At 64.8% G+C, this 17,948-nt stretch carries 19 protein-coding genes; 7 read left to right on the forward strand and 12 right to left on the reverse strand.

Going from position 1 to position 17,948, the window contains the following annotated elements:
• Positions 1-112 precede the first annotated feature (112 nt).
• The 3 genes from AC1RGE_RS14540 to AC1RGE_RS14550 are packed head-to-tail and all read right to left on the reverse strand — an operon-like array spanning position 113 to position 2,533.
• The gene (locus tag AC1RGE_RS14540) at positions 113-805 is read right to left on the reverse strand and encodes a pseudouridine synthase (RefSeq protein ID WP_011059770.1); all 693 of its coding nucleotides are present in this window, start codon (positions 803-805) and stop codon (positions 113-115) included.
• Between the two features lie 29 nt (positions 806-834).
• Positions 835-1,053, reverse strand: a complete 219-nt coding sequence (locus tag AC1RGE_RS14545; RefSeq protein ID WP_011059771.1) for a cysteine-rich CWC family protein — start codon at positions 1,051-1,053, stop codon at positions 835-837.
• The gene (locus AC1RGE_RS14550) at positions 1,046-2,533 is read right to left on the reverse strand and encodes a sensor domain-containing diguanylate cyclase (RefSeq protein WP_011059772.1); all 1,488 of its coding nucleotides are present in this window, start codon (positions 2,531-2,533) and stop codon (positions 1,046-1,048) included. Before AC1RGE_RS14550 ends, AC1RGE_RS14545 begins: the two co-directional genes overlap by 8 nt.
• Before the next feature lie 339 nt (positions 2,534-2,872).
• Here AC1RGE_RS14550 and AC1RGE_RS14555 point away from each other — a divergent pair, with 339 nt between their 5' ends.
• Both AC1RGE_RS14555 and AC1RGE_RS14560 read left to right on the forward strand, forming a co-directional pair.
• On the forward strand, positions 2,873-3,082 hold the full coding sequence (locus tag AC1RGE_RS14555; RefSeq protein WP_227454106.1) for a hypothetical protein: 210 nt from the start codon (positions 2,873-2,875) through the stop codon (positions 3,080-3,082).
• Positions 3,083-3,356: 274 nt separating this feature from the next.
• Complete coding sequence (locus AC1RGE_RS14560; protein WP_404673166.1) at positions 3,357-3,752, forward strand: hypothetical protein; 396 nt, start codon at positions 3,357-3,359, stop codon at positions 3,750-3,752.
• A 104-nt stretch (positions 3,753-3,856) separates the two neighbouring features.
• On the opposite strand, the gene dspII is transcribed toward AC1RGE_RS14560, so the two are convergent.
• Entirely contained in the window at positions 3,857-4,969 is a 1,113-nt protein-coding gene (gene dspII, locus AC1RGE_RS14565) for an enoyl-CoA hydratase/isomerase DspII (RefSeq protein ID WP_011059774.1), read from the reverse strand.
• A gap of 132 nt (positions 4,970-5,101) precedes the next feature.
• On the opposite strand from dspII, the gene ung reads away from it, so the two are divergent.
• Complete coding sequence (gene ung, locus AC1RGE_RS14570; protein WP_041120579.1) at positions 5,102-5,794, forward strand: uracil-DNA glycosylase; 693 nt, start codon at positions 5,102-5,104, stop codon at positions 5,792-5,794.
• 153 nt (positions 5,795-5,947) lie between these two features.
• On the opposite strand, the gene AC1RGE_RS14575 is transcribed toward ung, so the two are convergent.
• The 5 genes from AC1RGE_RS14575 to AC1RGE_RS14595 form a co-directional block, all read right to left on the reverse strand.
• Positions 5,948-6,979: an AbrB family transcriptional regulator gene (locus AC1RGE_RS14575; protein WP_011059776.1), complete on the reverse strand. Its 1,032-nt coding sequence runs from the start codon at positions 6,977-6,979 to the stop codon at positions 5,948-5,950.
• Positions 6,972-8,486, reverse strand: a complete 1,515-nt coding sequence (locus AC1RGE_RS14580) for a tripartite tricarboxylate transporter permease (protein ID WP_011059777.1) — start codon at positions 8,484-8,486, stop codon at positions 6,972-6,974. Before AC1RGE_RS14580 ends, AC1RGE_RS14575 begins: the two co-directional genes overlap by 8 nt.
• A gap of 1 nt (position 8,487) precedes the next feature.
• The gene (locus tag AC1RGE_RS14585) at positions 8,488-8,946 is read right to left on the reverse strand and encodes a tripartite tricarboxylate transporter TctB family protein (protein ID WP_011059778.1); all 459 of its coding nucleotides are present in this window, start codon (positions 8,944-8,946) and stop codon (positions 8,488-8,490) included.
• A gap of 58 nt (positions 8,947-9,004) precedes the next feature.
• On the reverse strand, positions 9,005-9,991 hold the full coding sequence (locus tag AC1RGE_RS14590) for a Bug family tripartite tricarboxylate transporter substrate binding protein (RefSeq protein ID WP_011059779.1): 987 nt from the start codon (positions 9,989-9,991) through the stop codon (positions 9,005-9,007).
• Between the two features lie 79 nt (positions 9,992-10,070).
• Entirely contained in the window at positions 10,071-11,363 is a 1,293-nt protein-coding gene (locus tag AC1RGE_RS14595; protein ID WP_492584537.1) for an OprD family porin, read from the reverse strand.
• Between the two features lie 236 nt (positions 11,364-11,599).
• On the opposite strand from AC1RGE_RS14595, the gene AC1RGE_RS14600 reads away from it, so the two are divergent.
• Together AC1RGE_RS14600 and AC1RGE_RS14605 are read left to right on the forward strand one after the other, a co-directional pair.
• On the forward strand, positions 11,600-12,271 hold the full coding sequence (locus AC1RGE_RS14600; protein ID WP_011059781.1) for a response regulator: 672 nt from the start codon (positions 11,600-11,602) through the stop codon (positions 12,269-12,271).
• Complete coding sequence (locus AC1RGE_RS14605; protein WP_011059782.1) at positions 12,264-13,649, forward strand: sensor histidine kinase; 1,386 nt, start codon at positions 12,264-12,266, stop codon at positions 13,647-13,649. Before AC1RGE_RS14600 ends, AC1RGE_RS14605 begins: the two co-directional genes overlap by 8 nt.
• A gap of 7 nt (positions 13,650-13,656) precedes the next feature.
• Here AC1RGE_RS14605 and AC1RGE_RS14610 read toward each other — a convergent pair whose 3' ends face one another.
• Both AC1RGE_RS14610 and ygfZ read right to left on the reverse strand, forming a co-directional pair.
• Positions 13,657-14,478, reverse strand: a complete 822-nt coding sequence (locus AC1RGE_RS14610; RefSeq protein WP_011059783.1) for an HDOD domain-containing protein — start codon at positions 14,476-14,478, stop codon at positions 13,657-13,659.
• A 37-nt stretch (positions 14,479-14,515) separates the two neighbouring features.
• A complete protein-coding gene (gene ygfZ, locus AC1RGE_RS14615; protein WP_011059784.1) occupies positions 14,516-15,457 on the reverse strand; it encodes a CAF17-like 4Fe-4S cluster assembly/insertion protein YgfZ in 942 nt (313 codons plus the stop codon).
• Positions 15,458-15,606: 149 nt separating this feature from the next.
• Between ygfZ and AC1RGE_RS14620 the strand changes: the two genes are divergently transcribed.
• Entirely contained in the window at positions 15,607-15,861 is a 255-nt protein-coding gene (locus tag AC1RGE_RS14620) for an FAD assembly factor SdhE (RefSeq protein ID WP_011059785.1), read from the forward strand.
• Positions 15,845-16,297: a protein YgfX gene (locus AC1RGE_RS14625; RefSeq protein ID WP_047284331.1), complete on the forward strand. Its 453-nt coding sequence runs from the start codon at positions 15,845-15,847 to the stop codon at positions 16,295-16,297. The genes AC1RGE_RS14620 and AC1RGE_RS14625 overlap by 17 nt, the downstream gene beginning before the upstream one ends.
• On the opposite strand, the gene nadB is transcribed toward AC1RGE_RS14625, so the two are convergent.
• Entirely contained in the window at positions 16,266-17,882 is a 1,617-nt protein-coding gene (gene nadB / locus AC1RGE_RS14630) for an L-aspartate oxidase (protein ID WP_011059787.1), read from the reverse strand. The genes AC1RGE_RS14625 and nadB overlap by 32 nt on opposite strands.
• Positions 17,883-17,948 lie beyond the last annotated feature (66 nt).

The raw sequence follows: 17,948 nt of genomic DNA on the forward strand, positions 1-17,948 counted from the left end.
GTCACAATTCGGCCGACGGACAGATTCAAGCAGGGCAACCGGGAACCTGCAAGGTCATTGGGCAAATTGTTCGACAGCTTCTGCCCAGCGGTCGTGTGGCGCGGCGCAACGCTCAGATCAGGCGTATTTCGGCGTCGCTCAGAGCACGGTATTCACCGGGGGCCAGGCGTTCGTCCAGCAGCAGCGGGCCCATGCGTTCGCGGTGCAGGCGCAGCACCTTGTTGTTGAAGTGGCCGAACATGCGCTTGACCTGGTGATAGCGCCCTTCGACGATGCTCAGCCGGGCGCTGCGGGGGCCGAGGATCTGCAGTTGAGCGGGCAGGGTGGTCAGGTCCTCGAAGGCGAAATACAGGCCATGGGCGAAAGTCTCGACGTACTCGGGGCCGATCTCCTGCTCGGTTTCCACGTAATAGAGCTTGGGCAGTTTGGTCTGGGGCTGGGTCAGGCGCCGCGACCAGTTGCCATCGTTGGTGATCAGCATCAGCCCGGTGGTGTTGTAGTCCAGGCGCCCGGCGATATGCAGATCCTGCGGGTCCGGCTCATGGATCAGTTCGAGCACGGTCTTGTGCTCGGGGTCGCGGGTGGCGCTGACGCAGCCCATGGGCTTGTGCAGCATGAAGTAGCGCGCCGGCTTGCCGGCCTGCAGCACTTCGTCGTCCAGCTCCACCCGGCTGAACTCGCGGACCTCGGCCTTGGGGTCGCTGACCGGCTGCCCATCGATGCGAATGCGTCGTTGCACCAGCAGCACGCGCACTTGCTGGCGGTTGAAACGGGGCAGGTTGCTGAGAAAACGGTCAATGCGCATGGTGATCGGTGGCTATCGGCTGGAGGGGCTCAGGGACGGGGCAGGGTAGCGGCGCGCAGCTGCGCGTCGACCCCGGCACAGCGCGGGCACAGGCAGGCCTGGTTGCGCAGCTCCGGCGCCAGGGCTTCGATGATCGCCGGGTCGATGTCCACGCTGTAGCACCAGCAGGCCTGGCCGGCGCGGCGCGGGTCAGCCAGGGTGCAGTCGTTGCGGGCACCGCAGGCGGGGCAGAGTTCAGGTTCATTCATGGCTGGAGTGAGGCATTTCCACGCAGGTTCGATTGCGTCCGGTGTGCTTGGCACGGTACATCGCGTGGTCGGCACGGGACAGCAGGCTGTGCAGGGTGTCCTGGGCTTGCAGGCTGGTCAAGCCGATGCTGACGGTCAGTTGCAGCGGCTGCCCTTCATAGTGATAGCGCTGCTGTTCGGTGAGCAGGCGGATCTTCTCGGCGATGCCCAGGGCCACGCTGCTGTCGGTGTCCTTGAGCAGGACGATGAATTCTTCGCCGCCCCAGCGGCAGACGATGTCGGACTGGCGCAGGCAGCCCTGCAGGTCCCGGGCGAAGCCACTGAGCACCTGGTCCCCGGCCAGGTGGCCGTAGGTGTCGTTGAGGCGCTTGAAGTGGTCCAGGTCCAGCAGCACGGCGCACAGCGGCGTCAGGTCGCGCCAGGCCTCTTGCAGGGCCTGGGCCGCCAGCAGGTCGAACCCGCGGCGGTTGGGCAGACGGGTAAGGCTGTCGAGGGTGGCCTGGGCTTCGATCTTGCGCTGATAGCGGCGCACCACGGCGCTGAGCAGGACCAGCACGATGGCGGTGATCACCAGGCAGATCAGCAGGTTCAGGTACAGCGACTGGCGGATGCTGTTGAGGGCGCCGTCTTCGCGTTTGTCGACGAACAGGTACCAGTTCAGCTCGGGAATGAAGCGCACATTGAGAAAGTGCCCCTGGCCCTGGGAATTGTATTCATAGCTGCCGCTGTGGGGCTTGGGCAATTGGCTCAGCAGCTCCTTGAGGCTGCCCAGTTCATGCAGCGACTGGCCGCTGCGGGCGCCCTGGGGGCCACCGTCGGCACCGGTGAGGACGATGCGGCCGAAGGCGTCGACGAAGTACACGCTGCGCTGGTAACGCTGCTGGTACTTGTCGATCAGCTTGATCACCGCATCCACGGTCAGGCCGACCCCGGCGGCGCCGATGAAGCGGTCCTGGTAGTCGTAGACCTTGTAGTTGATGAAGAAGGTCAGCTTGTCCTGGTTGGCCAGGTCCGGGTCGACGTTGATCTCGTAGGGCGTGCTCATGTCGCGTACGCGAAAGTACCAGGCGTCCCGGGGCTCATCGGCCTTGACCTTCTTCAGCACGCCCTTGGCCTGGTAGTAGGTGAGGCTGGTGTTGGAGACGAAGAACGCGGTGTAGGCGTCGTAATGGGTCATGACCTCGTTGAGGTAGCGGGTCATCTGGCTTGGGTCGCGCTCGCCGGCCACCACCCAGTCGCGCATGAAGGTATCGCGGGCCATCATCGAGGAGATCAGCACCGGCCGCACCAGGTCCTTCTGGATTTCCGAGTACACGGTATCGGAGGTCAGGGGCAGTTCGGTATTGACGATGCTGTCGCGGATCGAATCCCGCGAGGCGTAGTAGCTGAGCAGCGAGGTGGCGAGAAAACCGCTGCCCAGCAGGGCGATCAGGACCAGAACCAGCGAGCGCTGGGAATACAGGGGAGAGCGGCGCGGCATGGTGATTCCGTGATAGTGGCCCGATGACGCATTCTAGTGGCACGGCGCACAAATAACTCGTTCATCACGCGCCTGAATTGTCTCGAGTTCGATACGTTTGCCAGGCGCTGGAAGGCCAGCGGGGGGCTCGTTGCAACTTGAGCCTGCAAGGCCGCCGAGCAGGCCCCGCCACTGGTCGGTGAAGCCATCGGGGCACTGCTGCGCGGCGCACCACAAAGGCTTTTTGCGGTCCTATGCAATGCCAGTCATGCCGTTTCGATTGGCGTCGTCCAGCGTCGCTGGTACGGCTTGCACGCGGTCCGGGAGGCCGCCATGTTCCGTCGAATCTTGCTCGGTGTTGTGCTTGGTTTGAGTCTGTCCGCCTGTGTGCCCTATTACGTCGAGCCGGGGTACTACCGCACTGACGTGTATGCGGTTCCAGGCCCCTATTACTACGGTGGCTACCCCTACTATGGAGGCGGCTACAGGCCTCACTACTATTACCGGCCCTACTATCACGGGGGCTACGGGCCGCACTACTACGGCGGCTACCGACGCTGGCACCACTAGCCGGCACCAAGGCCCGTACAACAGGCCACCGCCTCGGATGACAAGAGGCCAAGGGCCGAGAGTCGTTGCCCACAGCGCTGCCTTTGCCTGAGGCAGCGCTTTTTCGTGGGCGTGGAAAACCGCGGGAAAGGACGTCAGCAGCACTTGTTTCAAAGTGTTGCGCAAATCGCACCACAAGCGCTTTTCGCGGTCAGATATTGCGTCAGTCAGCCTGTTGCTGATTGCCGCCTGCCAGCGTCGCTGGCGAGGCTTCTTCGCGGTCCAGGAGGCCGCCATGTATCGTCGACTTCTACTGATTGCCTTACTGGGTTCGAGCCTTGCTGCGTGTGCCCCTTATTACGGTGGAGGCTCCGGCTACTACAGCTCGGAGGTCTACAGCGCTCCCGCGCCGGCCTATTACTACGGTGGCGGGTCTTCCTACTATTCCACGGGGCGCAGTTACTACCCACCGCGCTACTACCAGCCCGCTCCGCGCTATTACCAACCGGCCCCGCGTTACTACCAGCCACCGCGCGCGGTATACCGGCCTTATCCGAGCCAGGGTTGGGGTGGGCATGGCCGGCCGAACAACTGGAGCAACCAGGACTGGGGCGGCCACGGCGGGCGTGACAATGGCGGGCGCGGTGATCACGGGCGCGGCGACCATGGCCAGGGTGGCCGCGGTCATTGAGCCGAACCCTGTAGCCGCTGCCGCAGGCTGCGACAAGGTCCGCAGGACCTTCGGCGAGTCCACTGTCGCCGCGTCCCTTCGGGCAGTGCGCAGCCTGTGACGATCTAGTAATCCGTCAGGTCCGCCAGGGGATGGCGACCTTCCCAGGCCTTGTGGAAATGCGCCTCCACCACGGCCTCGGGCACGCTGTTGATATCCGCCCAGTGCCAGTGCGGCTGATGATCCTTGTCGATCAGCCGCGCGCGCACGCCTTCGGCAAATTCCGGATGCCGGCAGCAGTTCAGGCTCAGGGTGTACTCCATCTGGAACACCTCGGCCAGGGACAGGTAGCGGGCGCGGCGGATCTGTTCCCACACCAGGTGTGCAGTTAGCGGGCAGCCTTCGACAAGGGTCTTGGCCGCACGGCTGTAGAGGGCATCGCTGTGGTTGTGCAATTGGCTGATAGCCCGCCAGGCACAGCCCACGTCACTGACATCCAGCCAGCTGTCGATCTGTTGCCGGCGCGGCAGCCATTGAGCGTCAGGCATCTGCTCCAGGGCTTCCTGTTGCAGGGCCTTGAGCAGGCTGTTGAGCTGCCTTGGGGTCTGTTCCTGCCAGTTCAGTTGCAGCAGGCCCTCGATCAGCGCTTCCTGTTGCTCATCGAGCAGGAAACGGTCGGCAAGGTTCAGGTCCAGAGCGTCGCGGCCGTTCATATGGGCGCCGGTAAGGCCCAGGAACAGCCCGAGCTTGCCGGGCATGCGCGACAGGAACCAACTGGCGCCCACATCCGGGTACAGGCCAATGCTGATTTCCGGCATTGCCAGGCGGCTGCTGGGGGTGACGATACGAATGCCAGCACCTTGCAGCAGCCCCATGCCGCCACCCAGGACATAACCGTGGCCCCAGCAGATCAGTGGTTTGGGGTAGGTGTGCAAGCGATAGTCGAGGCGGTATTCCGCGGCGAAGAAGTGCCCGGCCAGCGGCGGCACTTCGCCGGGGTGGGCCAGGCAGGCTTGGGCCAGGCTGCGCACTTCGCCGCCGGCGCAGAAAGCCTTGGCGCCGTTGCCCCGCAACAGCACGCACACTACCTGCGGGTCCTTGGCCCAGGTGTCGAGGTGTTCGCTCAACTGCTGGATCATGGGCAGGGACAGGGCGTTCAGGGATTTTTCCGCGTCCAGGGTGGCAATGGCGATGCGTGCACCATCGGTGCCGGTGAGTTCTTCGACGTGCAGGTTCATCGTGACCTCGATGGGAAATTTAAGCGGTCAGTATGATCGCTGTAAGGGAAAGTGCCGGTTCTGTGTCAGATCAATTGACAAGCGAAGTGGGCTTTCCTAGGGTGCGGCCATTGTTTTTTCACGGGCATGGCCATGACTGCTGACGATCGTATCAAACTCGAACCGAGCTGGAAGGAGGCCCTGCGTGCCGAATTCGACCAGCCCTACATGAGCGAACTGCGGGAGTTCCTGCGCCAGGAACATGCCGCCGGCAAGGAAATCTACCCGCCGGGACCGATGATCTTCAACGCCTTGAACTCCACGCCGCTGGACAAGGTCAAGGTGGTGATCCTCGGCCAGGACCCCTACCACGGGCCGGGTCAGGCCCATGGGTTGTGCTTCTCGGTGCAGCCCGGGGTGCCCGCGCCACCGTCGCTGGTGAATATCTATAAAGAGCTCAAGCGCGACCTGAACATCGACATCCCCAACCATGGCTACCTGCAGAGCTGGGCCGACCAGGGCGTGCTGATGCTCAACACCACCATGACCGTGGAGCGGGCGAACGCCGCTTCCCATGCGGGCAAGGGCTGGCAGTTCTTCACCGACCGGATCATCGAAGTGGTCAGCGAGCATCAGCCGCACCTGGTGTTCCTGCTGTGGGGCGCCCATGCCCAGAGCAAGCAGAAGCTGATCGACGCCACCAAGCACCTGGTGCTGACCTCGGTGCACCCTTCGCCCTTGTCGGCCTATCGTGGCTTTCTTGGTTGCGGGCATTTCAGCCGCACCAACAAATACCTCGAGCAGAATGGCGAGACGCCGATCGAGTGGCGCCTGCCGCCGTTGTAACCAGTGCTCGATGGGGGGCTGCTTGGCGGCCACCCCACTCGCGACTTGAACCAAGGCATATCTGTAGCCGCTGCCGCAGGCTGCGAACGGCCCGTGGGGACGCGGCGGTGGTTCGGCCGCTGAAGGTCCTGCGGACCTTGTCGCAGCCTGGGGCTACAGGGGGCCTTTGTTCCAGTGGCGGAACAGGGGCTCGGCGAGAAACAGCACGAACAGCAACCTCATGACCTGCATCGCCGTTACCAATGGCACCGACAGTTGCAGGACTTCGGCCGTCAGGCTCATTTCCGCAATACCGCCGGGCATCATGCCCAGGGTCAGCGAGCGCAGGTCCAGGCGGGTCAGGGCGCTCAGGCCCAGGGCTGCGAGGCCGGCGATCAGCATGGTCAGGGCGGTGCCGATCAGGGTGCGGCCCATGAACGAAGGGGCCCGGCGAAAGAACTGGCGGTTGAAGTGGCAGCCCAGGCCGCTGCCAATCAGCCACTGGCCCATCTGGCTGGCGCCGTCGGGCAGGCCGATGTGCAGGTCCCAGGCGATGCTCAGTGTCGCGCTGAGCAGCAGGGGGCCGAACAGCCAGGGGTTGGGCTGGCGCAGGCGCTGCCAGAGCCAGGCCAGCAGGGCACCGGCCGGAAACAGCAGGGCCAGCCAGCGCCAGTCCACCGTAGCGGCATGCAGGGCGGGCGTGCCTTCCCCCAGCAGGTACTTGAACGCCGCCGGCACACAGAGCACCACCGTCAGTACCCGCAGGCTCTGCCCGGCCGCTACCCGGCTGAGCACCGCGCCGTTGCGCGCGCCGAGGTTGACCATCTCCCCGGAGCCGCCGGGCATGCTGGAGAAGAACGCGGTGGCCCGGTCCTCGCCGGTGCGCCGCAAGAGCCAGACCCCGACCACGCTGGACAGGCTGGTGACCAGGGCACCGAAGAAGATCAGGCCGAAATGGCTCAGCACCTGCTCCATCACCTGCGGGGTGAAGTGCAGGCCGATGCCGATGCCCACCACCCATTGCCCGCATTTGCGCCCGCCGGGGATTTCCGCCAGTTGCCAGGGCGTCAGGCAGCGCACCAGGATGATCGCCAGCAACGAGCCGACCATCCACGGCAGCGGCCAGCCGATCTGGCTGGCGAGGTAGCCGCCAACCAGGCCCACCAGGGGCGTGCCCCACCACTGTTTCCAAGTGGATTCAGACATCGGCCACGGCACGTTGCTGGGCCGCGCGCTTGCGCCAGATACGCAGCAGCGGCATCAGCAGCATGATCACGGTCAGCACCCAGACCCCGACGGTGATCGGGCTCGACCAGAGGATCTCCATGGCGCCGTTGGAAATCGACAGCGCCCGGCGCAGGTTCTGCTCCATCAGGCCACCGAGGATGAAGCCCAGCAGCACTGGCGACAGCGGGAAGTCCAGCTTGCGCAGGATGTAGCCGAAGATGCCGATGCCCACCATCAGGAACAGGTCGAAGGTGGTGGCGTGTACCGCATAGACGCCGATCCCGGTAATGATGGCGATCACCGGCACCAGGGCCCAGTTCGGCACCGCAAGGATGCGGGTGAAGATGCGGATCATCGGAATGTTGAGGATCACCAGCATGATGTTGGCGATGAACAGCGAGGCGATCAGGCCCCAGACGATATCCGGCTGTTGCTGGAACAGCAGCGGGCCGGGGGTGATGTTGTACAGCGACAGGGCGCCGATCATGACCGCGGTGGTGCCGGAACCGGGCACGCCGAGGGTCAGCATCGGTACCAGGGCGCCACAGGCCGAGGCGCCGATGGCGGTTTCCGGGGCTGCCAGGCCGCGCTTGTCGCCCTGGCCAAAGGTGCCGCTGGCACCGGCGATGCGTTTCTCGGTCATGTAGGCCACGGCGCTGGCCAGGGTCGCGCCGGCTCCGGGCAGCACGCCCATGATGAAGCCCAGCAGGCCGCAGCGGATGTTCACCACGAACACCGAGGCCGCTTCCTTGAAGTTGAACATCATGCGCCCGGTGGCCTTCACCGCTTCCTGGCCGCGATGGGTCTTTTCCAGCAGCAGGAGAATCTCGCTGATAGAGAACAGGCCCAGCACCAGCACCACGAACTGGATGCCGTCGGTGAGGTGGATGTTGTCCCCGGTGAAGCGGTACACACCGCTGTTGGCGTCGATGCCCACGGCCGACAGGAACAGGCCGATCAAGGCGGCAATGAAGGTCTTCAGCGGCCGGTCGCCGGCCATGCCGCCCAGGCAGACGATGGCGAACACCATCAGCACGAAGTACTCCGCCGGGCCGAAGGCGATCGCCCACTTGGCCAGCAGCGGGGCGAACAGCACCATGCCGCAGGTGGCGATGAAGGCACCGATGAACGAACTCCAGGCCGACAACGACAGGGCTACGCCCGCCAGGCCCTTGCGTGCCATGGGATAACCGTCGAGGGTGGTCATCACGGTGGAGGCTTCGCCGGGAATGTTCAGCAGGATCGAGCTGATCCGGCCGCCGTATTCGCAGCCCAGGTACACCGCCGCCAAGAGGATCAGCGCCGATTCCGGCGGCAGGCCCAGGGCGAAGGCGATGGGGATCAGCAGCGCCACGCCGTTGATCGGGCCCAGGCCCGGCAGCAGCCCGACCACGGTGCCGATCAGGGTGCCGGACAGGGCGGTGACCAGGTTGTAGGGGGTCAGTGCAACGCCGAAGCCCTGGCCCAGATAGCTGAGGGTATCCATATCAATTCTCCAGAACGTCGAGCAGGCCGAGGGGCAGGGGGACGTCCATGACCCGGTCGAACAGCCAGTAGAGGCCGACACTGAGCAGGCAGATGATCACCAGGCTGGGCAGCCAGCGGCCGCCGTACAGGCGGGCCATGGGCACGCCGATGAGAATGCTGGCGACGATGAAGCCCAAGGGCTCGAAGGCCCCGGCGAAGACCAGCAGCAAGGCCACGCAGAGGGCGATCTTGGTCAGGGTCTGCCGGTCCAGGGGCGGTTCTTCTTCGCTGTGCTTGATCGGTGCCGGGCGAAACAGCATGTACAGCAGGGCCAGGCCCATCAGCCCGAGCATCAGCAGGGGGAAGGCCCGCGGGCCCACCGGTTCGTAGGAAAAGGCCGCCTGGTAGGGCCAGGCCATCAGTGCCAGGCCGGCACAGGCCAGCAGCAACACCGCGGCGAAGAGACGTTGAACGAGCATGGCTAACTCCCGGGCCCGGCCCCCGATGCGCGAGGGCCGGGCCGTCAGAAAGGGACGGTCACTGGATCAGGCCGAACTCTTTGGCCAGGGTCTTGTAGTCGGCTACCTGCTTTTTCACGTAGGTATCCAGTTCGGGGCCGGTCATGGCGAAGGGGAACAGCTCGCGCTGGTCGCGCAGCTTGGCGAACTCTTCGGAGGCCAGCAGCTTGTCGAAGGCCTCTTTCCACCAGGCGTACTCCGCATCGCTGACCTTAGGCCCGAGGTAGAAGCCGCGTACCACCGGCCAGACGATGTCGTAGCCCTGCTCCTTGGCGGTGGGGATGTCTTTCATTTCCGGCTCGTCCAGGCGCTGCTCGGAGAACACCGCCAGCAGGCGCATGTCGCCGGCCAGGATATGCGGCATGGAGTCGGAGATGTCGGTACTGCCAACCTGGATATGCCCGCCCAGCAGGGCAGTGGCGATCTCGCCGCCGCCTTCCAGGGCGACATAGCGCAGATCCCGCGGGTTGATCCCGGCGGCCTTGGCGATCAGCGCGGTCTGCATCCAGTCCTGGCTGCCGACGGTGCCACCGGAGCCGATCACCACTTTGCTCGGGTCTTTCTTCAGGGCCTGGACCAGATCGTCGAGGTTCTTGTAGGGCGAATCGCTTTTCACCGCGATGGCGCCGTAGCTGGTGCCCACCGCCGCCAGCCAGCGCACCGCGCTTTCATCGAAGCGGCCGAACTTGCCCTGGGCCAGGTTCAGCAGCGAACCACTGGACCAGGCAACCAGGGTCCCGGCATCGGCCGGACGCTGGGCCACCACCGCGTTATAGGCCACGGCCCCGACACCGCCGGGCATGTAGGTCACGCGCATCGGCTTGGAGAGGAGTTTCTCGTTGACCAGGGCGCTTTGCGCCAGCTTGCAGGTCAGGTCGAAACCGCCGCCAGGGGAGGCCGGGGCGATGCATTCCGGGCGCTTGGGCTCGGCGGAGGCTGCCAGCAACTGGCCGGCGAACAACATGCAGCCGGCGGCGAGGGCGAGTTTGCGCAGTGAAAGGTCCATGAGCGTCTCCACAGGAGTTGTTGTAGGTATGTCCGGGTCATCCCCGACCCGTTTTTCGTAGGAGCGTGATAGGGGGGGCTTACCACAGCGCTAGGCTGTAGCTCACCAGCAGGCGTACTTCATCCGCATCGCGTGCCGAATAGTTGGAACGGTAGGTGGCGTTGCGCAGGCGCACGGCGACGTCCTTGAAGGTGCCGCTTTGCACTACGTATTTGACCTCGGTGTTACGTTCCCACTCTTTGCCGGTGTCGCCGTTCTTCAGGGCAATGTTGTCGCCGCTGAGGTAGCGGGTCATGAAGCTCAGGCCGGGCACTCCCAGCTTGGCGAAGTCGAAGTCGTAACGGGCTTGCCAGGAGCGCTCCTCGGCCCCGGCGAAGTCGTTGATCTGCACGAAGTTCACCAGGTATGGGTCGCTGCCATCGACGTAGGGGAAAGCGCTGTCGCCGGACATGTGCTGGTAGCCGGCGCTGAGTTTATGCCCGTTGAGGGCGTAGCTCACCAGGCCGTTGAGGGATTTGTTGTCGATCTTGCCGCCGCGGGTCTGGCCCTGGTCGTCGCTGATGGCCAGGCGCAGGTCGGTGCCGAAGGTGCCCGGGCCCATGGGCTGGGAGGCTACCAGGCCGAGAAAGTGCTGGTTGTAGACATCGTCCAGTTGGGCGAAGTGGTAGCTGCCGGTGATCTTGTCGGTGAACTTGTAGTCCAGGCCGCCGAAATTGAAGTGCTTGCCGGCCACGGTGCCGGCGAAGCGGCTGTTCTTGTTGTTGAGGCGGATATCCTCGTAGTTGCTGTCATCGCGGTCCTTGGCCTTGTCCAGGCGACCACCGGTGAAGGTCAGGTTCTTGATCTCCCTGGAGGTCAGCAAGCCGCCCTCGAAGGTCTGCGGCAGGATGCGCCCGTCGTTGGGCTTGAGGATCGGCAGTTCCGGAATCAGGCTGCCGATTTTCAGTTCGGTGGCGGAAATCTTCACCTTGCCGGTCAGGCCGAGCTTGGAGTACTCGTTGGCCGCGCGCCCGTCATCGTGGGTCGGCAGCAGGCCGGTGCCGGTGCGGTCGGGGCTGGAGTCGAGCTTGACCCCGAGCATGCCCAGGGCGTCCAGGCCGAAGCCCACGGTACCTTCGGTGTAGCCCGACTGCAGGTTGAGCATGAACCCCTGGGCCCATTCGTCGCGCTTGGACTGCTGGGCGCTGGTGCCGTCGCGAAAGTCGCGGTTGAAGTACATGTTGCGGGTTTCGAAGGTGGCGCTGCTGTCTTCGATAAAGGCGGCCTGGCTCAAGGGCGCGAAACCGGCAAGGGTGGCGGCGCTGGCAAGAGCAGTCGGGGTCAGACGGGAAAAACGCGCGGGCTGGACAGCCTGAGGGTGCGTGGATGGCATCCTGGAGTACTCCGTTATTGTTCTTATTTTGACGAAAACGCTTCGAGGCGTTTTGCGGGTCAGCGGCCTTCACGGCCAGGGCAGTCGAGACTGTCCGTGGCGGGACTCTAAAGGGCCAACCTTTCGCTAACCTTTCAGTGCACTTTCGTGGCTTTCGGGCTTCACAGCGGCGGTTGCGGCGGTACACTCCGCGCCAAAGAGCGGCGTCGATCCCCCCTGAAACGAGGTAAACAGCCATGCGAGTCCTGCTCGTGGAAGACCACCTGCAACTGGCCGAAAGTATCGCCCAGGCGCTCAAGAGCACCGGCCTGACCGTAGATGTGCTGCACGATGGGGTGGCGGCCGACCTGGCCCTGGGCAGCGAGGAATACGCCGTGGCGATCCTTGATGTCGGCCTGCCGCGCATGGATGGTTTCGAAGTGCTGGCGCGCCTGCGGGCCCGCGGCAAGAACCTGCCGGTGCTGATGCTGACCGCCCGCAGTGACGTCAAGGACCGGGTCCACGGCCTGAACCTGGGGGCCGACGATTACCTGGCCAAGCCCTTCGAGCTGACCGAGCTGGAGGCCCGGGTCAAGGCCCTGTTGCGTCGCAGCGTGCTGGGGGGCGAGCGCCAGCAGCGTTGCGGAGTGCTGGCCTATGACCTGGACACCCGGCGTTTCACCCTGGGCGAGGAGTTGCTGACCCTGACTTCCCGCGAACAGGCGGTGCTCGAAGCCTTGATTGCCCGCCCTGGCCGGGTCATGAGCAAGGAGCAACTGGCCTCCCAGGTGTTCGGCCTGGACGAAGAGGCCAGCCCCGACGCCATCGAGATCTACGTGCACCGCCTGCGCAAGAAGCTCGACGGCCATGCGGTCGCCATCGTCACCTTCCGCGGCCTGGGCTACCTGCTGGAAAGCCGCGATGCATAAGCCCAGCAGCCTGCGCTGGCGCTTGCTGTGGAACCTCGCACTGCTGCTGGTGGTGCTGATGCTGGCCAGCGGCCTGAGCGCCTACTGGAACGGCCGTGAGGCCGCCGATACCGCCTATGACCGGACCTTGCTGGCTTCGGCGCGAACCATCGCCGCCGGCTTGTCCCAGCGCGATGGCAGCCTGAGTGCCAACGTGCCCTATGTGGCCCTGGACACCTTTGCCTACGACAGCGCCGGGCGCATCTACTACCAGGTCAACGACATCCATCAGACACTGATTTCCGGTTATGAGAACCTGCCCGGGCCGCCGCCCGGCACCCCGCGAACCGATGATTACCCGGCCCTGGCGCGCTTCTACGACGCCCGCTACCAGGGCCAGAACGTACGGGTGGTGAGCCTGCTCAAGGCGGTCAGCGAGCCGAACATGAACGGCATGGCGGAAATCCGCGTGGCGGAGACCGACGAGGCGCGGGTGGCCATGGCCCGCAGCCTGATGGCCGATACCCTGCTGCGCCTGGGCATGCTGGCCATCGGCGCCCTGGTGCTGGTGTGGTTTGCGGTGAGTGCGGCCTTGCGCCCCCTGGAACGCCTGCGCGGGGCGGTGGAAGAGCGCCAGCCGGACGACCTGCGGCCGCTGCCCCTGGTCTCGGTGCAGCGCGAACTGTGGCCGCTGGTACGCGCCTTGAACCATTTCACCGAGCGCCTGCGCGGGCAGTTCGAGCGCCAGGCGCAGTTCATCGCCGAGGCTGCCCATGAGTTGCGCACCCCGCTGGCTGCGCTCAAGGCCCGCCTGGAACTGGGCTTGCGCGCAAGTGAGCCGGATACCTGGCGCGCCACTCTGGAAAGTGCGGCCCAGGGCACCGACCGCCTGACCCACCTGGCCAATCAGTTGCTGTCCCTGGCCCGGGTGGAAAACGGCGCCCGGGCGATCGCCGAGGGCGGGGCGCAGTTGCTCGACCTCAGCCAGCTGGCCCGTGAACTGGGCATGGCCATGGCGCCTCTGGCCCATGCCCGGGGCGTGGCCCTGGCCCTGGAGGCCGACGAACCGGTGTGGCTCAGGGGCGAACCGACCCTGCTCAATGAACTGCTCAGCAACCTGGTGGACAACGCCCTGGCTCATACTCCGCCGGGTGGCAATGTGGTGCTGCGGGTGTCACCGCCCGGGGTGCTGGAGGTGGAGGACGATGGGCCGGGCATTCCCCTGGAAGACCGTGACCGGGTCTTCGAGCGCTTCTACCGGCGCAATCAGCAGGGTGCGGGTTCGGGCCTGGGGCTGGCGATCGTCGGTGAGATCTGTCGCGCGCACCTGGCACAGATCAGCCTGCACGATGGCGAGCCGTCGGGGTTGAAGGTGCGGGTGAGCTTTACAGCCGGCTAGGGGATGCTCAATAGAGCATGGAGCGGGATTCTTCCAGGTCCAGGCACATGGCCTTGTTGTCCGGGTCTATCCCCAGCTTCTTGAAGGCCGGCACGCTGAAGGCGTCGATCCGCGACAGCGGGTGCTCGGTGTCCTTGTGGCAGTACAGGGTCGCCACCTGGACCAGGTCGACGTAGTCGATCCGGCTCGACTGGCGGCTGAAGTCCAGGTATTGCCCGGGGATCTCCACCAGTTGCTCGGGGAACTCCCAGACCCGCAGCAGCTTGTCTCCCAGCAACGGGTGGATGCGCTCGATCACGTGATTGAGGCTGACCGGGTCGGAGAGCAGTTCGTAGTGGTCTTCGGCGTAGGTAAGAATCGGCAGCACGCCAATCTGGTGCACCAGGCCGCCCAGGGCCGCCTGGTCCGGCTTGAGCTGGCTGTAGCTGCGGCACAGCGCATAACTGACCCCGGCCACCTCCAGGCTGCGGCGCCAGACATCGCGCATTTTCTGTTCCACCACTTCGGAGCGGGCGTTGAAGATCTGCTCCATCACCAGGCCGATGGCCAGGTTGCTGCTGTAGTTGACCCCCAGGCGGGTGATTGCCGTGTGCAGGTCGGTGACTTCCTGGGCCGCCCTTAGCAAGGGGCTGTTGACCACCTTGATCAGCCGCGCCGACAGCGCGGTATCGCGGCCTATCACCTTGCTCAGGGTACTGACGCTGATTTCCGGGTCTTCGGCGGCCTGGCGAATCTGCAGGGCCACCTCCGGCAGGGTTGGCAGAACCAGGTCATCGTTGCCGATGGCCTCCAGCAAATCCTGTTGGACCTTTTGCGCCAGCTCAGTCATGTAAGTTCTCTAGGGTGTTGCAAGAAAAGGCAGGCAATCAGCGCTGGATCTCGCGGTCGCGATCCAGCTGGTACGGCAGGTCCAGCAGTTGCAGGGTTGGCCCTTCGAGTGTTTCCAGGTGCAGTTCGCCCCCTTCCACCGCTTCGGCCTGCAGCACGGCCAGCAGTTCCACGCCCTGCTGCGCCCGGGCGGCCAGGACCACTTCGCCAATGGCGCTGTTGTGGCTGGGAGCGAACAGCGCAGTGCCTGGAACGGGGAGGGCGTCGCCAGGCAGGGCAAGGCGGTACAGGCGACGCTTGAGCTTGCCCAGGTACTGCATGCGGGCGACGATTTCCTGGCCGGTGTAGCAGCCTTTCTTGAAGCTGACGCCGCCAACGGCCTGCAGGTTGAGCATCTGTGGAATGAACAGTTCACGGGTCTCGGGCATGACTTGGCCGAGGCCGGCGCGGACTTGCCCCAGCAGCCACTGGTTCAGCTCGCCCTCGGGCAGTTGCGCGGCCAGTTGCTGGCGCAGGCTGGCGGCGCGCTCGGCCGGCACCCAGAGTTCGGCGCGCTGGCTGGATACGCGCAAGGCGATCAGGCCATCGGCGCGGGCCACGGAGCCGTCTTCCTCGGGCAGCTCAAGGCCCAGACCGCTCAGGGCGACCTGGGCATCGGCCAGGCCGAAACGCGCCCAACTGGCGCTTTCGTCGGCAAGCTTGGCCTTGGAGAACACCGCGTACTTCTTCAGGTCTGCCAGTTGCGGCTCGATCAGCTCGCGGGCCATGGCCAGTAGGCAGCCGTCGCCTTCCAGAAGGATGCGGAAGCTCGATTGCATGCGGCCTTTCTGATTGCAGCGGGCGCCGAGGCTGGACTGGCTGTCACTGAGGTAATTGAGGTTGCAGGTCAACTGACCCTGAAGGAATTTGCTGGCGTCAGGCCCGCGGACAGCGAGCACGCCTTCGTGGGAGAGGGGGCAGAAAAAAGCGGAGTCAGCCATGGTTCATCGCAGGGTAAAAAGTCTGGAGCACATCATAAGGGGGCGCCCCTGAAATGGATAGTTCACAAAGGATGGGTGGCCACCGACCAAAGCCGACTGTTCTCGTCTCCCCCGGGCTGTATACTTGCGCTCTATTTGAGGAGCGCTCCATGGTTGAAGATGTTGAACTGAATCGCCTCTACTGGCACAGCCGCCGCGGCATGCTTGAGCTGGACGTATTGCTGGTGCCGTTCGTCAGGGAGGTGTACCCGCATCTCAATGAGACCGACCGCGAGTGCTATCGCAAGCTGTTGGAGTGCGAGGATCAGGACATGTTTGGCTGGTTCATGGAGCGCAGCGAGTCCGAGGACCCCGAGCTGCAGCGCATGGTCCGCATGATTCTGGACCGTGTCCAACCCAAGTAGGTTGTTCGAATGCCGCTGGCGTGCCTCACGGCAACTGCTGGCGGCCTACCTGCTGGCCCAGGCGTTCGCCCTGGGCGCGTTTTTCCTGCTGGATCTTCCGTCTGTCGCCAGGCTCGTGGGGCTAGGGTTGTGCCTGCTGCACGCCGGCTGGGTGTTGCCGCGGCAGATTCTCTTGAGCCATCCACGGGCCTTCACCGGGTTGCGTCATTCGCCCGAAGGCTGGCAGCTGTGGAGTCGATCCGAGGGGTGGCAGGCCGTGCAGTTGCGCCCCGACAGCCTGGCGCTGCCATTGATCGTGGTGCTGCGTTTTCGGCTGCGGGGGGAGCGCTGGGTGCGCTCTGTCTGTGTGCCGCGGGACGCGCAGGCCGCCGACCAGCATCGGCGCCTGCGGCTGCGGCTCAAGTTCAGCCGGCGTAGGTGGGCGGCACCAGAATAGTGTCCCGGGCCTCGGGCAGCATCTGCGGGTAGTCCAGGGTGTAGTGCAGGCCGCGGCTCTCCTTGCGCTCCATGGCCGAGAGAATCATCAGCTCGGCCACCTGGGCCAGGTTGCGCAGCTCGATCAGGTCACGGCTGACCTTGTAGTTGCTGTAGAACTCGTCGATCTCGTCCAGCAGCAGGCGCACCCGGTGCTGGGCCCGCTGCAGGCGCTTGTTGGTACGCACTATGCCTACGTAGTCCCACATGAACCGCCGCAACTCGTCCCAGTTGTGCGCAATGATCACGTCTTCATCGGAATCGGTGACCTGGCTGGCATCCCAGGCGGGCAGGGCGATGGGGATCGACACCTGGGGCAGTTGCCGAAGGATGTCGGCCGCCGCCGAACGGGCGTAGACGAAGCACTCCAGCAATGAGTTGCTGGCCATCCGGTTGGCGCCGTGCAGGCCGGTGAAGCTGGTTTCGCCAATGGCGTACAGGCCCGGCACGTCGGTGCGGCCCTGTTGGTCCACCATCACCCCGCCGCAGGTGTAGTGCGCGGCCGGCACCACCGGGATCGGCTGCCGGGTGATATCGATGGAAAACTCCAGGCAACGCTCGTAAACGGTGGGGAAGTGGCTCTTGATGAAGGCTTCCGGCTTGTGGCTGATGTCCAGGTACACGCAGTCGATGCCCAGGCGCTTCATTTCATGGTCGATGGCCCGGGCCACGATGTCCCGTGGTGCCAGCTCGGCCCGAGGGTCGAAGCGCGGCATGAAGCGTTCGCCGTTGGGCAGCTTGAGGTGGGCGCCTTCGCCACGCAGGGCTTCGGTAATCAGGAAGCTCTTGGCCAATGGGTGATACAGGCAGGTGGGGTGGAACTGGTTGAATTCCAGGTTGGCCACCCGGCAGCCCGAGCGCCAGGCCATGGCGATACCGTCGCCGCAGGCACTGTCGGGGTTGCTGGTATAGAGGTAGACCTTGGCTGCGCCGCCGGAGGCGAGGATCACGAAGCGTGCGCCAAAGGTGTCGACCTGGCCGGTGCTGCGGTTGAGCACGTAGGCTCCCAGGCAGCGGTCGCCTTCCAGCCCCAGGCGTTTTTCGGTGATCAGGTCGACGGCGACCCGTTGTTCCAGCAATTCGATATTGGGGTGTTGCCGAGCCTGGGCCAGCAGGGTCTTGAAGATGGCCGCACCGGTGGCATCCGCCGCGTGGATGATCCGCCGGTGGCTGTGGCCGCCCTCGCGGGTCAGGTGGAATTCGAAGCCGCTGTCGTCGCTGCTGGAGTCTTCGTCGCGGGTAAAGGGCACGCCCTGGTCGATCAGCCACTGGATGGCCTCGCGGCTGTGTTCAACGGTAAAGCGCACCGCATCCTCGTGGCACAGGCCGCCGCCGGCATTGAGGGTGTCATCGACGTGGGATTCTACGGTGTCGGTATCATCCAGCACGGCCGCGACGCCGCCCTGGGCCCTGAATGTCGAGCCGTTGGCGAGGTCGCCTTTGCTCAAGACGGCAATACGCAGGTGGCTGGGCAGGGTCAGGGCCAGGCTCAAGCCGGCGGCACCGCTGCCAATCACCAGAACATCGTGTTGAAACTGTTGGCTCATTTGAAGGATTCCGCTCAAAGCGACCCGGGAAGGGGTTGGCGCAAGACGCCTGAATCGGCAAGTCAA

Source organism: Pseudomonas sp. GW823-FHT02C05 (genome assembly GCF_058797595.1).

Excerpts from the sequence above, each read along its gene's own strand:
- AC1RGE_RS14540 (WP_011059770.1), bottom strand. The coding sequence starts at position 805 with ATGCGCATTGACCGTTTTCTCAGCAACCTGCCCCGTTTCAACCGCCAG.
- AC1RGE_RS14545 (WP_011059771.1), bottom strand. The coding sequence starts at position 1,053 with ATGAATGAACCTGAACTCTGCCCCGCCTGCGGTGCCCGCAACGACTGC.
- AC1RGE_RS14550 (WP_011059772.1), bottom strand. The coding sequence starts at position 2,533 with ATGCCGCGCCGCTCTCCCCTGTATTCCCAGCGCTCGCTGGTTCTGGTC.
- AC1RGE_RS14560 (WP_404673166.1), top strand. The coding sequence starts at position 3,357 with ATGTATCGTCGACTTCTACTGATTGCCTTACTGGGTTCGAGCCTTGCT.
- dspII (WP_011059774.1), bottom strand. The coding sequence starts at position 4,969 with ATGAACCTGCACGTCGAAGAACTCACCGGCACCGATGGTGCACGCATC.
- ung (WP_041120579.1), top strand. The coding sequence starts at position 5,102 with ATGACTGCTGACGATCGTATCAAACTCGAACCGAGCTGGAAGGAGGCC.
- AC1RGE_RS14575 (WP_011059776.1), bottom strand. The coding sequence starts at position 6,979 with ATGTCTGAATCCACTTGGAAACAGTGGTGGGGCACGCCCCTGGTGGGC.
- AC1RGE_RS14580 (WP_011059777.1), bottom strand. The coding sequence starts at position 8,486 with ATGGATACCCTCAGCTATCTGGGCCAGGGCTTCGGCGTTGCACTGACC.
- AC1RGE_RS14585 (WP_011059778.1), bottom strand. The coding sequence starts at position 8,946 with ATGCTCGTTCAACGTCTCTTCGCCGCGGTGTTGCTGCTGGCCTGTGCC.
- AC1RGE_RS14590 (WP_011059779.1), bottom strand. The coding sequence starts at position 9,991 with ATGGACCTTTCACTGCGCAAACTCGCCCTCGCCGCCGGCTGCATGTTG.
- AC1RGE_RS14595 (WP_492584537.1), bottom strand. The coding sequence starts at position 11,363 with ATGCCATCCACGCACCCTCAGGCTGTCCAGCCCGCGCGTTTTTCCCGT.
- AC1RGE_RS14600 (WP_011059781.1), top strand. The coding sequence starts at position 11,600 with ATGCGAGTCCTGCTCGTGGAAGACCACCTGCAACTGGCCGAAAGTATC.
- AC1RGE_RS14605 (WP_011059782.1), top strand. The coding sequence starts at position 12,264 with ATGCATAAGCCCAGCAGCCTGCGCTGGCGCTTGCTGTGGAACCTCGCA.
- AC1RGE_RS14610 (WP_011059783.1), bottom strand. The coding sequence starts at position 14,478 with ATGACTGAGCTGGCGCAAAAGGTCCAACAGGATTTGCTGGAGGCCATC.
- ygfZ (WP_011059784.1), bottom strand. The coding sequence starts at position 15,457 with ATGGCTGACTCCGCTTTTTTCTGCCCCCTCTCCCACGAAGGCGTGCTC.
- AC1RGE_RS14620 (WP_011059785.1), top strand. The coding sequence starts at position 15,607 with ATGGTTGAAGATGTTGAACTGAATCGCCTCTACTGGCACAGCCGCCGC.
- nadB (WP_011059787.1), bottom strand. The coding sequence starts at position 17,882 with ATGAGCCAACAGTTTCAACACGATGTTCTGGTGATTGGCAGCGGTGCC.